Origin of the sequence: Streptomyces sp. NPDC006552 (assembly GCF_040611655.1) — a bacterium.
Classification (GTDB): Bacteria; Actinomycetota; Actinomycetes; order Streptomycetales; family Streptomycetaceae; genus Streptomyces.
Genome location: NZ_JBEXOS010000014.1, coordinates 1 through 14,114 on the forward strand (window position 1 = coordinate 1; position 14,114 = coordinate 14,114).

The window sequence follows — 14,114 nt, forward strand, 5'->3', positions numbered from 1 at the left end:
AGGACACCGTCGATGCGGATGGACGTGACCGCCGCACCCGGGATCGAGGAGAGGAGCGTACGGCGGAGCGAGTTGCCGAGGGTGTAGCCGAAGCCCGGCTCCAGCGGCTCGATCACGAACCGGGAGCGGAATTCGTCGACGACCTCTTCGGTCAACGAGGGACGCTGAGCGATCAGCATGTAAAGAAGTCCTTCAGTTCAGGGGCACCCACTATTTGATGCCCTGAGATACAGCAAGGGTACGGGCGGCACCGCCCAAGAGAGCCGTACCGCCCGCGAACCTCAGACCAAGCGGCCTGCGTGACCGACCGAGGTCAGACGCGACGACGCTTGGGCGGACGGCAGCCGTTGTGCGGGGTCGGCGTGACGTCCTGGATGGAGCCGACCTCGAGGCCGGTCGCCTGGAGCGAACGGATGGCGGTCTCGCGACCGGAACCCGGGCCCTTGACGAAGACGTCGACCTTGCGCATGCCGTGCTCCTGGGCGCGACGGGCAGCCGACTCGGCGGCCATCTGCGCGGCGAACGGCGTGGACTTGCGGGAGCCCTTGAAACCGACGTGGCCGGCGGAGGCCCACGAGATCACGTTGCCGGTCGGGTCCGTGATGGACACGATCGTGTTGTTGAACGTGCTCTTGATGTGCGCGTGGCCGTGAGCGACGTTCTTCTTTTCCTTGCGGCGCACCTTCTTGGCAGCGCCCTGACGTCCCTTGGGGGGCATGTCGTTCTCCTACGGGAGGTGGTCGGTCCTACAGCGAAGACCGCTGAAAAGCGTCCGCTGAGGACTACTTCTTGCCCGGCTTCTTCTTGCCGGCGATGGCGCGACGCGGGCCCTTGCGGGTACGCGCGTTCGTGCTGGTGCGCTGACCGCGGACCGGCAGACCACGACGGTGGCGCAGACCCTGGTAGCAGCCGATCTCGACCTTGCGGCGGATGTCGGCCTGGATCTCGCGACGGAGGTCACCCTCGGTCTGGAAGTTCTGGTCCACGTACTCGCGGATCTTGACGAGGTCTTCCTCGCTCAGGTCGCGAACGCGGGTGTTGCGGTCCACACCGACGGTGTCCAGCGTGAGCTGGGCGCGCGTACGGCCGATGCCGAACACGTAGGTGAGGGCAACCTCGATGCGCTTTTCGCGCGGGAGGTCAACGCCTTCAACGCGTGCCATTCATGGCTCCTGTTGATTTTCGGAGGTCTGCAGCAGAGCCACTCCCCGACGCCGTCCCCGCCTGTCCGGCGGTTCGGTACGACTGGGTCCCCGGCCTCCGACCGAAGGTGTCGCCGCGGTGGTCAGGGGTGCTGTCCACTGCCGGCGGGCCCTGCATATGTACTCAGTGTGTTGCGTGCGTCGCGCGAAACTCTGCGAACGAACTGCAGTCAGTCGTGCGTCAGCCCTGGCGCTGCTTGTGGCGCGGGTTGTCGCAGATGACCATGACCCGACCGTGACGGCGGATCACCCTGCACTTGTCGCAGATCTTCTTGACGCTCGGCTTGACCTTCATGGGTGAGGTTCTCCGGGTCAGTTGCCGGCGCTCCCGCGGGAAGCGGGACCGGGCAAGATCTACTTGTACCGGTAGACGATCCGGCCACGCGTCAGGTCGTACGGAGACAGCTCCACCACGACCCGGTCGTCAGGGAGGATACGGATGTAGTGCATACGCATCTTGCCGCTGATGTGAGCCAGGACCTGGTGGCCGTTCTGGAGCTCCACCCTGAACATGGCGTTCGGAAGAGACTCGACGACAGTGCCTTCGATCTCGATGGCACCTTGCTTCTTGGCCACGCTTCGCCCTTCGAATCGACTACCTTGATCGACTCTCGCTACGCATGCGGACATGCAGATACACGAGAGCCGACGAGTCAGTCTACGTCAGCGCCCCCGGAAAGACGAATCCGAGGATTCTGCCCTACCCAGGAGATCGATAAGCCCCCCGACACCGCCTCTACCCCAACGGATCAGGCGCACCGCCCAGCACTACGCCGGCGGATCCGGCGCCGCCGTCACACCCAGTTCCGCCAGCTTCGCCTTGCCGCCGGACCGATTCCCGGACGCCCCGCTCGCGGGCTCGGCGCCGGGGCGCCTCACAAGCTTCGCGCGGCTGCGCCGGCCTCCGACCGGCGGTGACGACCCAGTACCCCGCCCCCCACAGGTCAGGGACCCGCCCAAGCACTACGCCAGCGGGTCCGGCGCCGCCGTCACACCCAGTTCCGCCAGCTTCGCCTTGCCGCCGTCGGGGGCCGTCAGGACGAGTGGGCCCTCCTCGGTCAGGGCGATCGAGTGCTCCCAGTGCGAGGACCAGGTGCCGTCGGTCGTGATGACCGTCCAGTCGTCCTCCAGGACCTCGGTCTTCGGGGTGCCGAGGGAGACCATCGGCTCGATGGCGAGGCAGAGGCCGGGGACGAGCTTGGGGCCCTTGCCGCGGCGCCGCTCGACGTAGTTCAGCAGGTGCGGGTCCATGTGCATCTCGGTGCCGATGCCGTGGCCGCCGTAGTCCTCGACAATGCCGTACTTGCCGCCGCCGGGCTTGGGCTGGCGGCGGATGTACGTCTCGATCGCCCGGGAGATGTCCACCAGGCGGTTGCCCTGCTTCATGGCCGCGATCCCGGCCCACATCGACTCCTCGGTCACCCGGGAGAGCTCCAGCAGCTCCGGCGAGTGGCCAGAGCCGACGAACGCGGTGTACGCGGCGTCGCCGTGCCAGCCGTCGATGATCGCGCCGGCGTCGATGGAGATGATGTCGCCGTCCTCCAGGACGACCTTCTCGCTCGGGATGCCATGGACCACGACCTCGTTCTTCGAAGTGCAGATGGTCGCGGGGAACCCGCCGTACCCGAGGAAGTTCGGCTTCGCGCCGTGCTCGGCGATGACCTTGCGGGCGACCTCGTCCAGGTCCCGGGTGGTCGCGCCCGGCACGGCCGCCTCACGGGTCGCGGCGTGGATCGCCGCGACGACAAGCCCCGCCTCCCGCATCTTGCGAATCTGGTCGGGGGTCTTGATCTGCACCATGGGGGCCTGCGCTCTCCGTCATCCGGTACGAGGGATACGTACCCCCCAACACTAAGGCCGCGGCCCCCGGGACAGGGAACCGCGGCCTTGGCCATGTACAGGAGAAGAGCGGGGCTAGCGGCCCAGGGCCTCCATGGCCCGCGCCGTGACTTCCTCGACCTTGCCGAGCGCGGAGATCGTCTTCACGAGCCCCTGCTCCCCGTAGTAGCCGATGATCGGCTCGGTCTGCGTGTGGTAGACCTCGAGCCGCTTGCGCACGGTCTCTTCCCGGTCGTCGTCGCGCTGGTACAGCTCGCCGCCGCAGACGTCACAGACGCCCTCGGCCTTCGGCTGCTTGTACGCGACGTGGAACACGTGCGCCGAGTCGTTGCGGCAGATGCGGCGGCCGGCGATGCGCTTGACCACCTCGTCCTCGGGGACCTCCAGGTCCAGGACCGCGTCCAGCTTCACGTCGTCCGTCTTGAGGGCGACGTCGAGCGCCTCGGCCTGCGAGACGTTACGAGGGAAACCGTCGAGCAGGAAGCCGTTCACGGCGTCCGGCTGCTCCATGCGGTCCTTGGCCATCCCGATGGTGACCTCGTCCGGTACCAGCTGGCCCGCGTCCATGAACGACTTGGCCTGCTTGCCCAGCTCCGTGCCCTGGCTGATGTTGGCACGGAAGAGGTCGCCCGTGGAGATGTGCGGGATCGACAGGTTCTGGGCAAGGAACGCGGCCTGCGTTCCCTTGCCGGCACCAGGCGGCCCGACGAGGACGATTCGCATCAGCGGAGGAACCCTTCGTAATTGCGCTGCTGAAGCTGGCTCTCGATCTGCTTCACCGTCTCCAGACCAACACCCACGATGATCAGGATGCTGGTGCCGCCGAACGGGAAGTTCTGGTTTGCCCCGAAACCAACCAACGCCATCGTCGGTACGAGTGCGATCAGCCCCAAGTACAGCGAACCCGGCCAGGTGATCCGGTTGAGTACGTAACTGAGGTACTCAGCGGTCGGTCGGCCAGCCCGGATGCCCGGGATGAAGCCACCATACTTCTTCATGTTGTCCGCGACTTCCTCGGGGTTGAACGAGATCGCCACGTAGAAGAAGGCGAAGAACACGATCAGGAGGAAGTACGTAACGATGTAGATCGGGTGATTTCCCTTGGTCAGGTGGTCGTCGATCCACAGCTTCCACGACGAGTCACCACCGGCGAACTGCGCGACCAGCGCCGGGATGTAGAGCAGCGACGAGGCGAAGATGACAGGGATCACACCCGCCTGGTTCACCTTGAGCGGGATGTAGGTGGACGTACCGCCGTAGGACCGGCGGCCGATCATGCGCTTCGCGTACTGGACCGGGATCCGGCGCTGGGCCTGCTCGACGAAGACCACCAGGCCGACCATGACGAGGCCGACGAGGATGACGGTGCCGAACTCGATCCAGCCGTCGGCGAGCGAGCCGCCCTGCTTGATGGCCCACAGCGCGGACGGGAAGGTGGCGGCGATCGAGATGAACATCAGGATCGACATGCCGTTGCCGATGCCGCGGTCGGTGATCAGCTCACCGAGCCACATCATCACGCAGGTGCCGGCGGTCATCGTGATGACCATCGTGATGGTGATGAAGATCGACTGGTCCGGCACGATCTGACTCGCGACGGGGCACCCTTGGAACAGGGCGCCGGTACGGGCGGTGGCGACGAGGCCCGTGCCCTGAAGGATGGCGAGTGCCACGGTCAGGTACCGGGTGTACTGCGTGATCTTCGCCGTCCCCGCCTGGCCCTCCTTCTTGAGAGCTTCCAGGCGCGGGATCACCACGGTGAGCAGCTGCAGAATGATGCTCGCGGTGATGTACGGCATGATGCCGAGCGCGAAGACCGTGATCTGCAGCAGCGCGCCACCGCTGAACATGTTCACCAGGCCGAAGAGGCCGGTGCCGGATTTGGCCACGTCCATGCACGTCTGGACGTTCGAGTAATCCACGCCGGGGATCGGGACGTGGGCCCCGAGCCGGTAGATCACGACGATGCCCAGTGTGAAGAGCAGCTTCTTGCGCAGGTCGGGCGTCTTGAACGCCCGGGCGAACGCGGTGAGCACGGTGCCTCCTGCGACCCCCGCGCGCGTGCGTCAGAGGTGACGGTCTTGAGGATTCGACGAATAGGTAACGGTCAACATCCGGGATTGGTGCCGGGGGCACTCAACTAGCCCGGAAATTAACAGCGGACGCCACCTTACCGGCGGACATGGCCCCCTAGGAACGACCAACCGGGGATACCCCTTTTGTGGGGTATCCCCGGTAGGGATCGCTCATGCCATCGAGACGGCGTCCGGGATCAGACGAGCTCGGTGACCGTACCGCCGGCGGCGGTGATCTTCTCCTTGGCGGAGCCGGAGACGGCGTCGACCGTCACCTGCAGCGCCACGGAGATCTCGCCCTGGCCCAGGACCTTGACGAGGCTGTTCTTGCGGACAGCGCCCTTCTCCACCAGACCCGCGACGGTGACTTCGCCACCCTCGGGGTACAGCGAGGTGAGCTTGTCCAGGTTCACGACCTGGAACTCGACCTTGAAGGGGTTCCGGAAGCCCTTGAGCTTCGGAAGACGCATGTGGAGGGGCATCTGGCCACCCTCGAAGCGCTCCGGAACCTGGTAACGGGCCTTCGTGCCCTTGGTACCACGACCGGCCGTCTTACCCTTCGACGCCTCACCACGACCGACACGGGTCTTGGCGGTCTTGGCGCCGGGGGCCGGACGGAGGTTGTGGATCTTCAGCGGGTTGTTCTCCGCCATGATCAGACCTCCTCAACCGACACGAGGTGGCGGACGGTGTGCACCATGCCGCGGAACTCGGGGCGGTCCTCCTTGACGACCTGCGTGTTGATCCCCTTGAGACCGAGGGAACGCAGGGTGTCGCGGTGGTTCTGCTTGCTGCCGATGTACGACTTCGTCTGCGTGATCTTGAGCTGTGCCATTACGCAGCACCAGCCCCGGCACGCGCACGCAGCAGGGCCGCGGGAGCGACGTCCTCGAGGGGCAGACCACGGCGGGCCGCGATCTCCTCGGGGCGCTGCAGACCCTTCAGGGCCTCCACGGTCGCGTGCACGATGTTGATCGCGTTCGACGAGCCGAGCGACTTCGACAGGATGTCGTGCACGCCGGCGCACTCGAGCACGGCACGCACCGGGCCACCGGCGATAACACCGGTACCGGGGGAAGCAGGCTTGAGCAGGACGACGCCCGCGGCCTTCTCGCCCGTGATCGGGTGCGGGATGGTGCCCTGGATACGGGGGACCTTGAAGAAGTGCTTCTTGGCCTCCTCAACACCCTTGGCGATGGCGGCCGGCACCTCCTTGGCCTTGCCGTAACCGACACCTACGGTGCCGTCACCGTCGCCCACCACGACGAGCGCGGTGAAGCTGAAGCGACGGCCACCCTTGACAACCTTGGCGACACGGTTGATCGCGACGACGCGCTCAACGTATGCGGTCTTCTCGGCGGCAGCGCCACCGTCGCGACCCTTCCGGTCCCGCCGCTCGCCGCCACCGGCACCGCTTCCGCGGCGCTGGGGTCCAGCCATTGGAATTACCTCTCTCTGTTTCCGCTAGCTACGGAACCGGCTCAGAACTTCAGTCCGGCTTCGCGGGCGGCGTCCGCCAGGGCGGCGATGCGCCCGGCGTACTGGTTGCCACCACGGTCGAACACGACAGTCTCGACACCGGCGGCCTTGGCGCGCTCGGCGACCAGGGCGCCGACCGACTTGGCCTGGGCGGACTTGTCGCCCTCGCCACCGCGGATCGTGGTGTCCAGGGTCGACGCCGACGCGAGGGTGTGACCCTTAACGTCGTCGATGACCTGAGCCACGATGTTGCGGTTCGAACGCGTCACGACGAGGCGCGGGCGCTCGGCCGTACCCGAGATGTGCTTGCGGATACGGATGTGGCGGCGCTTGATTGCCGCACGCTTGTAAGCGTCGCCCTTAGCGATCTTCTGACCGTATGCCATGGCTTACTTACCCGCCTTTCCGACCTTGCGGCGGATGACTTCGCCTTCGTACTTGACGCCCTTGGCCTTGTACGGGTCGGGCTTGCGCAGCTTGCGGATGTTGGCCGCAACCTCGCCGACCTTCTGCTTGTCGATGCCCTCGACCGAGAACTTGGTCGCCGATTCGACCTTGAACGAGATGCCCTCGGGCGCCTCGATCAGGATCGGGTGGCTGTAGCCGAGCGAGAACTCCAGGTTGGAGCCCTTCGCCAGGACGCGGTAACCGACACCGCTGATCTCGAGCTTCTTCACGTAACCCGTGGTCACGCCGGTGATCATGTTCGCCACCAGCGTGCGGGACAGGCCGTGCATGGCCTTGCTCAGACGCTCGTCGTTGGGGCGGGTGACGTTCAGGACGCCGTCCTCACCCTTGGCGATCTCGATAGGCGCGACGATGGTGTGGCTCAGGTTGCCCTTGGGGCCCTTCACCGAGACCGTCTGGCCGTCGATGGTGACGTCCACGCCGGCGGGAACCGTGATGGGGAGCTTGCCAATACGCGACATAGCTGTTTCCTCCGTTCCCTTCCGCTACCAGACGTAGGCGAGGACTTCCCCACCCACGCCCTTCTTGCCTGCCTGCTGGCCGGTCAGGAGACCGTGCGACGTGGAGATGATCGCCACGCCGAGGCCGCCGAGGACCTTCGGCAGGTTGGTGGACTTCGCGTAAACGCGCAGACCCGGCTTGGAGATCCGCTTGATGCCGGCGATCGAACGCTCACGGTTCGGGCCGAACTTCAGCTCCAGGACGAGGGACTTGCCGACCTCGGCGTCCTCGACCTTCCAGCCGGTGATGAAACCCTCCTGCTGGAGGATCTCGGCGATGTGCGACTTGATCTTGCTGTGCGGCATAGCCACGGAGTCGTGGTACGCCGAGTTCGCGTTCCGCAGACGCGTAAGCATGTCTGCGATCGGATCAGTCATGGTCATGAATTGGCCTTCGGCCTCTCTCGCCGGGGTTTCCTGTATGCGCCATCCCTCTCCCCACACAGGGGCGGGACGGGTGCGGCGCGGGGACCTACGGCGTAGTAAGTCGGTGAGGGCGGCAGAGCGCCCAACCCTCCTAGCCTAAGCCATGAGAGCGGGAGTCTCTGCCGACCCCTTGCTTACCGAGAGATCCAAGCAGTCCCGAAAAGCGGGAACTACCAGGAGCTCTTGGTCACGCCCGGCAGCTCGCCACGGTGAGCCATCTCACGAAGGCAGACGCGGCACAGGCCGAACTTGCGGTACACGGAGTGCGGGCGGCCACAGCGCTGGCAGCGGGTGTAGGCACGCACACCGAACTTGGGCTTACGAGCAGCCTTGGCAATCAGAGCCTTCTTCGCCATCTCGCTTACGCCTCCTTGAACGGGAAGCCGAGGTGACGAAGGAGGGCGCGGCCCTCGTCGTCGTTGGTCGCCGTGGTGACCACGGTGATGTCCATACCCCGGACGCGGTCGATCTTGTCCTGGTCGATCTCGTGGAACATGACCTGCTCGGTCAGACCGAAGGTGTAGTTGCCACGGCCGTCGAACTGCTTGGGGGACAGACCACGGAAGTCGCGGATGCGCGGCAGCGCGAGCGACAGGGTGCGGTCCAGGAACTCCCACATGCGGTCGCCACGGAGCGTGACGTGGGCACCGATCGGCTGGCCCTCACGCAGCTTGAACTGCGCGATGGACTTGCGGGCCTTGGTGATGGCCGGCTTCTGACCGGTGATGGTGGTCAGGTCGCGGACGGCACCGTCCATGAGCTTGGAGTCACGCGCGGCGTCACCCACACCCATGTTGACCACGATCTTGACGAGGCCGGGAATCTGCATGACGTTCTCGTAGGAGAACTCCTCCTGCAGCTTGCCCTTGATCTCGTCGCGGTACTTCTGCTTCAGACGCGGGTTCGTGGTGGTAGTCATCAGATGTCCTCACCCGTCCGCTTGGCAACGCGGATCTTGTTGCCCTCGTCGTCGAAGCGGTAACCGACGCGCGTGACGACCTTGTTGCCGTCCTTCTCCACGACCAGCTGGACGTTGGAGATGTGGATCGGGGCCTCGGTGGTCACGATGCCGCCGGCCTGCGAGCCGGAGGCCGTGGGGCCGGCCTTGGTGTGCTTCTTGACCCGGTTGACACCCTCGACCAGGACGCGCTCGTCGCGCGGGTAAGCGGCAATGACCTTGCCCTGCTTGCCCTTGTCCTTGCCGGTGATGACCTGAACCAGATCACCCTTCTTGATCTTCATGCTTACAGCACCTCCGGCGCGAGCGAGATGATCTTCATGAACTTCTTCTCGCGCAGCTCACGGCCGACGGGGCCGAAGATACGGGTGCCGCGAGGGTCGCCGTCGTTCTTCAGAATGACGGCGGCGTTCTCGTCGAAGCGGATGTACGAGCCGTCCGGACGGCGGCGCTCCTTGACGGTGCGAACGATGACCGCCTTGACGACGTCACCCTTCTTCACGTTGCCACCGGGGATCGCGTCCTTGACGGTGGCGACGATGACGTCACCGATGCCCGCGTAGCGGCGACCCGAGCCACCGAGAACACGGATGGTGAGAATTTCCTTCGCACCCGTGTTGTCGGCGACACGCAGTCGCGACTCCTGCTGGATCACGTCTATCTCCTGTTTGTCTGCCGGTTCCCGGCAGGGGTTCTATGCGAACCCCTGCCGAGCCTGGCGGAACGAACCCTGAGGGATACCCCTCAGAGAATTACTTGGCCTTCTCGAGGATCTCGACGATGCGCCAGCGCTTGGTGGCGGACAGCGGACGCGTCTCCATCAGGAGGACGCGGTCGCCGACGCCGGCAGCGTTCTGCTCGTCGTGCGCCTTGAGCTTGTTCGTACGGCGGATGACCTTGCCGTACAGGGCGTGCTTGACGCGGTCCTCGACGGCGACGACGACGGTCTTGTCCATCTTGTCGCTGACGACAAGACCCTCACGGGTCTTGCGGAAGCCGCGGGCGGCAGTCTCTTCAGTCACAGTCTTCTCGCTCATCAGGCGCTCTCCACCGTCTCGATGCCCAGCTCGCGCTCACGCATGAGGGTGTAGATCCGCGCGATGTCCTTGCGGACGGCCTTGAGCCGGCCGTGGTTCTCGAGCTGACCCGTCGCCGCCTGGAAGCGGAGGTTGAACAGCTCTTCCTTGGCCTCGCGGAGCTTGTTGAGGAGCTCCTCGTTGCCCAGCTCGCGCAGCTCCGACGCCTTGGTACCGGTCGACATCACGCTTCACCTGCCTCGCGCTTGACGATCTTGCACTTCATCGGCAGCTTGTGAGCCGCACGAGTCAGCGCCTCGCGCGCGGTCTTCTCGTTGGGGTACGACAGCTCGAACATCACGCGTCCGGGCTTGACGTTGGCGACCCACCACTCCGGGGAACCCTTACCGGAACCCATGCGGGTCTCGGCAGGCTTCTTGGTGAGGGGACGGTCCGGGTAGATGTTGATCCAGACCTTGCCGCCACGCTTGATGTGACGCGTCATGGCGATACGAGCGGCCTCGATCTGACGGTTCGTCACGTAGGCCGGGGTGAGGGCCTGAATGCCGTACTCGCCGAACGCGACCTGCGTGCCGCCCTTGGACATGCCGCTGCGCTTCGGGTGGTGCTGCTTGCGGTGCTTGACCCTACGGGGGATCAGCATTTCGGTCAGGCCTCCGTTCCGGTGCTCTCGGCAGCCGGAGCGGCAGCGGCGGGAGCGTCGGCCTTGGGGGCCTCGGCAGCCGGCGCGGCCTGCTGCGGCTTGCGACCGCGACCGCCACGCTCGCCACCACGGCCGCCACCGCGGGCCGGGCGGTCGTTGCCGCCACGGGCCGGACGGTTGCCGGCGCGGGCCGCGGCGTTCTCGGCGCGAACCTCGGCGATGTTCTTGACGTCGCCCTTGTAGATCCAGACCTTCACGCCGATGCGGCCGAAGGTCGTCTTGGCCTCGAAGAAGCCGTAGTCCACGTTGGCGCGGAGCGTGTGCAGGGGCACGCGGCCCTCGCGGTAGAACTCCGAACGGGACATCTCGGCACCGCCGAGACGACCGCCACACTGGATCTTGATGCCCTTGGCGCCGGCCTTCATCGACGACTGCATGCTCTTACGCATGGCGCGACGGAAGGAGACACGGGAGGACAGCTGCTCCGCGACGGCCTGGGCCACCAGCTGAGCGTCGACCTCGGGGTTCTTGACCTCGAGGATGTTCAGCTGGACCTGCTTGCCCGTGAGCTTCTCGAGGTCACCGCGGATGCGGTCGGCCTCGGCGCCACGGCGGCCGATGACGATGCCGGGACGAGCGGTGTGGATGTCCACCCGCACGCGGTCACGGGTGCGCTCGATCTCCACCTTCGAGATGCCGGCGCGCTCCATGCCGGACGTCATCATCCGACGGATGGCGACGTCTTCCTTGACGTAGTCCTTGTACAGCTTGTCGGCGTACCAGCGCGACTTGAAGTCGGTGGTGATACCGAGCCGGAACCCGTGCGGGTTTACCTTCTGGCCCATTACCGGGTTCCTTCCTTGCTGCTGACGACCACGGTGATGTGGCTGGTCCGCTTACGGATCCGGTAGGCACGGCCCTGGGCACGCGGACGGAACCGCTTCAGGGTCGGGCCCTCGTCCACGTACGCCTCGCTGATGACCAGCGAAGAAGCGTCCGGGTGGTCGTAGTTGTGTGCAGCGTTGGCGATGGCGCTGTCCAGCACCTTGCCAACCGGCACGCTCGCGGCCTGCGGGGCGAAACGCAGGACCGCCTGAGCCTCCGTGGCATCCATGCCACGGATGAGGTCCACCACGCGGCGGGCCTTCATGGGCGTGACGCGGATGTACCGCGCCTGGGCCCTGGCTTCCATGGTTGTCCCTTCGGTGTTTGTCATAGTCGATTCCACCCCGCCTTAGCGGCGCTTCGACTTCCGGTCGTCCTTGACGTGACCCCGGAAGGTGCGCGTCGGCGAGAACTCGCCGAGCTTGTGGCCGACCATCGACTCGGTGACGAACACCGGGATGTGGGTCTTGCCGTTGTGCACCGCGATCGTGTGACCCAGCATGCTGGGGATGATCATCGAGCGGCGGGACCAGGTCTTGATGACGTTCTTGGAACCGGCTTCGTTCTGAGCGTCCACCTTCTTCACGAGGTGGCCGTCAACGAAGGGTCCCTTCTTGAGACTGCGCGGCATCTAAACCCGCTCCTAGCGCTTCTTGTTCGACTTGCGGCGGCGGACGATGTACTTGTTACTCGCCTTGTTGCGATCACGAGTACGCATTTCCTTCTTGCCCCAGGGCGAGACCGGGTGGCGACCACCGGAGGTCTTGCCCTCGCCACCGCCGTGCGGGTGGTCGACCGGGTTCATGACGACACCACGCACGGTCGGGCGGACGCCCTTCCAGCGCATACGGCCGGCCTTGCCCCAGTTGATGTTCGACTGCTCGGCGTTGCCGACCTCGCCGACGGTGGCGCGGCAGCGCACGTCGACCAGGCGGATCTCACCGGAAGGCATACGAAGGTGGGCCATCGTGCCCTCCTTCGCCAGCAGCTGCACGGAGGCACCCGCGGAACGGGCGAACTTGGCGCCACCACCGGGACGGAGCTCGATCGCGTGGATCGTGGTACCGACCGGGATGTTGCGCAGCGCCAGGTTGTTGCCGGACTTGATGTCGGCCGTCGGGCCGTTCTCGATCCGGTCGCCCTGCTGCAGGCCACGGGGGGCCAGGATGTAGCGCTTCTCGCCGTCCGCGTAGTGCAGGAGCGCGATGCGCGCGGTGCGGTTCGGGTCGTACTCGATGTGCGCGACCTTCGCCGGCACGCCGTCCTTGTCGTGACGACGGAAGTCGATCACTCGGAAGGCACGCTTGTGTCCGCCACCCTGGTGGCGAACGGTGATCCGACCGGCGTTGTTACGGCCGCCCTTGCTGTGCAGCGGGCGGACCAGCGACTTCTCCGGCGTGGACCGCGTGACCTCGACGAAGTCGGCGACGCTGGAGCCACGACGCCCCGGCGTAGTCGGCTTGTACTTGCGGATTCCCATTTCTCAGTCCTCGTCCGATATTCGGACCAGGGCGCTCCGTTAGGAGGCCTGGCCGAAGATGTCGATACGGTCGCCCTCAACGAGGGTCACGATCGCGCGCTTGGTGTTCGCACGCTGGCCGAAGCCGGTGCGGGTCCGCTTGCGCTTGCCCTGACGGTTGATCGTGTTGACCCCGGAGACCTTGACCGAGAAGACCGCCTCGACGGCCTGCTTGATCTGGGTCTTGTTGGCACGCGGGTCCACGATGAAGGTGTACTTGCCCTCGTCGAGGAGCGCGTAGCTCTTCTCGGAGACGACCGGCTTGACGAGAACGTCACGGTGGTCCGTGAACGACTTGCTCAGCGGCGTCTCAACGGTGTTCTTGCCCTCGGTGGCGTGGCGCTTCGCCTTGGCGACGCGCGCTACCTTCTTGGCCTTGGCGGCCTTCGAGGCGATGCTCGGGTGACGCGTAGCCATCAGGCTTCGCTCCCTTCGGTGTCAGCGTTCCGCTCCGCGGAGGGGGCGCCAGACACGAAGGACTCGAAAGCGGCCTGGGTGAAGACCACGTCGTCCGAGACGAGAACGTCGTACGTGTTCAGCTGGCCCGGCTCCAGGATGTGGACCTGGGGCAGGTTGCGAGCGGAGAGCAGCGCGACCTCGTCGGCACGGTCGAGGACCAGGAGCACGTTCTTGCGCTCACTGATCTTGCCGAGCAGCGACTTGGCGGCCTTGGTCGAGACCTCGCCGTCGACCACGCCGGTGACGACGTGGATGCGAGCGTTGCGGGCCCGGTCGGTGAGAGCGTGGCGCAGGGCCGCGGCCTTCATCTTCTTCGGGGTCCGCTGCGAGTAGTCACGCGGCTGCGGGCCGTGGACGACGCCACCGCCGGCGAACTGCGGCGCACGGGTCGAACCCTGGCGCGCGCGGCCGGTGCCCTTCTGGCGGTAAGGCTTCTTACCGCCACCACGGACCTCGCCACGACGCTTGACCTTGTGCGTGCCCTGACGGGCCGCGGCCAGCTGCGCGACGACAACCTGGTGGAGCAGCGGGATGCTGATCTTCTCTACATCGAAGATCTCGGCCGGGAGCTCAACGGTCCCGGTCTTGTCGCCGGAGGGCGACAGAATGTCAATGGTGCTCATA

General features: G+C 65.8%; 26 protein-coding genes and 1 pseudogene. All 27 read right to left on the reverse strand.

Annotated elements, in window-relative coordinates; genetic code table 11:
* A pseudogene (locus tag ABZY33_RS11140) lies at positions 1 to 179 on the reverse strand (DNA-directed RNA polymerase subunit alpha); the annotation flags it as partial.
* A gap of 134 nt (positions 180 to 313) precedes the next feature.
* Positions 314 to 718, reverse strand: a complete 405-nt coding sequence (gene rpsK, locus ABZY33_RS11145; RefSeq protein WP_003948617.1) for a 30S ribosomal protein S11 — start codon at positions 716 to 718, stop codon at positions 314 to 316.
* 64 nt (positions 719 to 782) lie between these two features.
* Positions 783 to 1,163 (reverse strand): 30S ribosomal protein S13, encoded by a 381-nt coding sequence (gene rpsM / locus ABZY33_RS11150; protein WP_324772703.1) that lies wholly within the window; start codon positions 1,161 to 1,163, stop codon positions 783 to 785.
* 220 nt (positions 1,164 to 1,383) lie between these two features.
* Complete coding sequence (gene rpmJ, locus ABZY33_RS11155; protein ID WP_003974245.1) at positions 1,384 to 1,497, reverse strand: 50S ribosomal protein L36; 114 nt, start codon at positions 1,495 to 1,497, stop codon at positions 1,384 to 1,386.
* A gap of 59 nt (positions 1,498 to 1,556) precedes the next feature.
* Entirely contained in the window at positions 1,557 to 1,778 is a 222-nt protein-coding gene (infA, locus tag ABZY33_RS11160) for a translation initiation factor IF-1 (RefSeq protein ID WP_004927214.1), read from the reverse strand.
* Between the two features lie 387 nt (positions 1,779 to 2,165).
* Positions 2,166 to 3,002, reverse strand: coding sequence for a type I methionyl aminopeptidase (map, locus tag ABZY33_RS11165; RefSeq protein ID WP_356491258.1), 837 nt, complete (start codon positions 3,000 to 3,002; stop codon positions 2,166 to 2,168).
* Positions 3,003 to 3,116: 114 nt separating this feature from the next.
* On the reverse strand, positions 3,117 to 3,764 hold the full coding sequence (locus ABZY33_RS11170) for an adenylate kinase (RefSeq protein ID WP_356491259.1): 648 nt from the start codon (positions 3,762 to 3,764) through the stop codon (positions 3,117 to 3,119).
* Positions 3,764 to 5,077: a preprotein translocase subunit SecY gene (secY, locus tag ABZY33_RS11175; protein WP_356491260.1), complete on the reverse strand. Its 1,314-nt coding sequence runs from the start codon at positions 5,075 to 5,077 to the stop codon at positions 3,764 to 3,766. The genes ABZY33_RS11170 and secY overlap by 1 nt, the downstream gene beginning before the upstream one ends.
* Before the next feature lie 236 nt (positions 5,078 to 5,313).
* A complete protein-coding gene (gene rplO / locus ABZY33_RS11180) occupies positions 5,314 to 5,769 on the reverse strand; it encodes a 50S ribosomal protein L15 (protein ID WP_324772712.1) in 456 nt (151 codons plus the stop codon).
* A gap of 2 nt (positions 5,770 to 5,771) precedes the next feature.
* Positions 5,772 to 5,951: a 50S ribosomal protein L30 gene (gene rpmD / locus ABZY33_RS11185; protein ID WP_356491261.1), complete on the reverse strand. Its 180-nt coding sequence runs from the start codon at positions 5,949 to 5,951 to the stop codon at positions 5,772 to 5,774.
* Positions 5,951 to 6,556 carry a 30S ribosomal protein S5 gene (rpsE, locus tag ABZY33_RS11190; RefSeq protein ID WP_356491262.1) on the reverse strand — a complete coding sequence of 202 codons (606 nt, stop codon included), beginning with the start codon at positions 6,554 to 6,556 and terminating at the stop codon, positions 5,951 to 5,953. Before rpsE ends, rpmD begins: the two co-directional genes overlap by 1 nt.
* 41 nt (positions 6,557 to 6,597) lie before the next feature.
* Entirely contained in the window at positions 6,598 to 6,981 is a 384-nt protein-coding gene (gene rplR / locus ABZY33_RS11195) for a 50S ribosomal protein L18 (RefSeq protein ID WP_356491263.1), read from the reverse strand.
* A 3-nt stretch (positions 6,982 to 6,984) separates the two neighbouring features.
* Positions 6,985 to 7,524: a 50S ribosomal protein L6 gene (gene rplF / locus ABZY33_RS11200; protein WP_356491264.1), complete on the reverse strand. Its 540-nt coding sequence runs from the start codon at positions 7,522 to 7,524 to the stop codon at positions 6,985 to 6,987.
* Between the two features lie 24 nt (positions 7,525 to 7,548).
* Entirely contained in the window at positions 7,549 to 7,947 is a 399-nt protein-coding gene (gene rpsH / locus ABZY33_RS11205; RefSeq protein WP_266713091.1) for a 30S ribosomal protein S8, read from the reverse strand.
* Between the two features lie 212 nt (positions 7,948 to 8,159).
* Complete coding sequence (locus tag ABZY33_RS11210; protein WP_003956452.1) at positions 8,160 to 8,345, reverse strand: type Z 30S ribosomal protein S14; 186 nt, start codon at positions 8,343 to 8,345, stop codon at positions 8,160 to 8,162.
* A gap of 5 nt (positions 8,346 to 8,350) precedes the next feature.
* A complete protein-coding gene (rplE, locus tag ABZY33_RS11215; protein WP_324772721.1) occupies positions 8,351 to 8,908 on the reverse strand; it encodes a 50S ribosomal protein L5 in 558 nt (185 codons plus the stop codon).
* Positions 8,908 to 9,231 carry a 50S ribosomal protein L24 gene (rplX, locus tag ABZY33_RS11220; protein WP_356491265.1) on the reverse strand — a complete coding sequence of 108 codons (324 nt, stop codon included), beginning with the start codon at positions 9,229 to 9,231 and terminating at the stop codon, positions 8,908 to 8,910. Before rplX ends, rplE begins: the two co-directional genes overlap by 1 nt.
* 2 nt (positions 9,232 to 9,233) lie before the next feature.
* Positions 9,234 to 9,602, reverse strand: coding sequence for a 50S ribosomal protein L14 (gene rplN, locus ABZY33_RS11225; RefSeq protein ID WP_003974257.1), 369 nt, complete (start codon positions 9,600 to 9,602; stop codon positions 9,234 to 9,236).
* 97 nt (positions 9,603 to 9,699) lie between these two features.
* A complete protein-coding gene (gene rpsQ, locus ABZY33_RS11230) occupies positions 9,700 to 9,984 on the reverse strand; it encodes a 30S ribosomal protein S17 (protein WP_018528358.1) in 285 nt (94 codons plus the stop codon).
* Positions 9,984 to 10,208 carry a 50S ribosomal protein L29 gene (gene rpmC / locus ABZY33_RS11235; protein WP_018528357.1) on the reverse strand — a complete coding sequence of 75 codons (225 nt, stop codon included), beginning with the start codon at positions 10,206 to 10,208 and terminating at the stop codon, positions 9,984 to 9,986. The genes rpsQ and rpmC overlap by 1 nt, the downstream gene beginning before the upstream one ends.
* Positions 10,208 to 10,627, reverse strand: coding sequence for a 50S ribosomal protein L16 (gene rplP, locus ABZY33_RS11240; protein WP_018528356.1), 420 nt, complete (start codon positions 10,625 to 10,627; stop codon positions 10,208 to 10,210). The genes rpmC and rplP overlap by 1 nt, the downstream gene beginning before the upstream one ends.
* A 5-nt stretch (positions 10,628 to 10,632) precedes the next feature.
* Positions 10,633 to 11,472, reverse strand: coding sequence for a 30S ribosomal protein S3 (gene rpsC, locus ABZY33_RS11245; RefSeq protein ID WP_356491266.1), 840 nt, complete (start codon positions 11,470 to 11,472; stop codon positions 10,633 to 10,635).
* A complete protein-coding gene (gene rplV, locus ABZY33_RS11250) occupies positions 11,472 to 11,819 on the reverse strand; it encodes a 50S ribosomal protein L22 (protein ID WP_026290933.1) in 348 nt (115 codons plus the stop codon). The genes rpsC and rplV overlap by 1 nt, the downstream gene beginning before the upstream one ends.
* Before the next feature lie 42 nt (positions 11,820 to 11,861).
* Complete coding sequence (gene rpsS / locus ABZY33_RS11255) at positions 11,862 to 12,143, reverse strand: 30S ribosomal protein S19 (RefSeq protein WP_018528354.1); 282 nt, start codon at positions 12,141 to 12,143, stop codon at positions 11,862 to 11,864.
* 12 nt (positions 12,144 to 12,155) lie between these two features.
* Positions 12,156 to 12,992 carry a 50S ribosomal protein L2 gene (gene rplB / locus ABZY33_RS11260; protein ID WP_356491267.1) on the reverse strand — a complete coding sequence of 279 codons (837 nt, stop codon included), beginning with the start codon at positions 12,990 to 12,992 and terminating at the stop codon, positions 12,156 to 12,158.
* 39 nt (positions 12,993 to 13,031) lie between these two features.
* Positions 13,032 to 13,448, reverse strand: coding sequence for a 50S ribosomal protein L23 (gene rplW / locus ABZY33_RS11265; protein WP_324772733.1), 417 nt, complete (start codon positions 13,446 to 13,448; stop codon positions 13,032 to 13,034).
* Positions 13,448 to 14,113 carry a 50S ribosomal protein L4 gene (rplD, locus tag ABZY33_RS11270; RefSeq protein WP_356491268.1) on the reverse strand — a complete coding sequence of 222 codons (666 nt, stop codon included), beginning with the start codon at positions 14,111 to 14,113 and terminating at the stop codon, positions 13,448 to 13,450. The genes rplW and rplD overlap by 1 nt, the downstream gene beginning before the upstream one ends.
* Position 14,114: the final 1 nt, after the last annotated feature.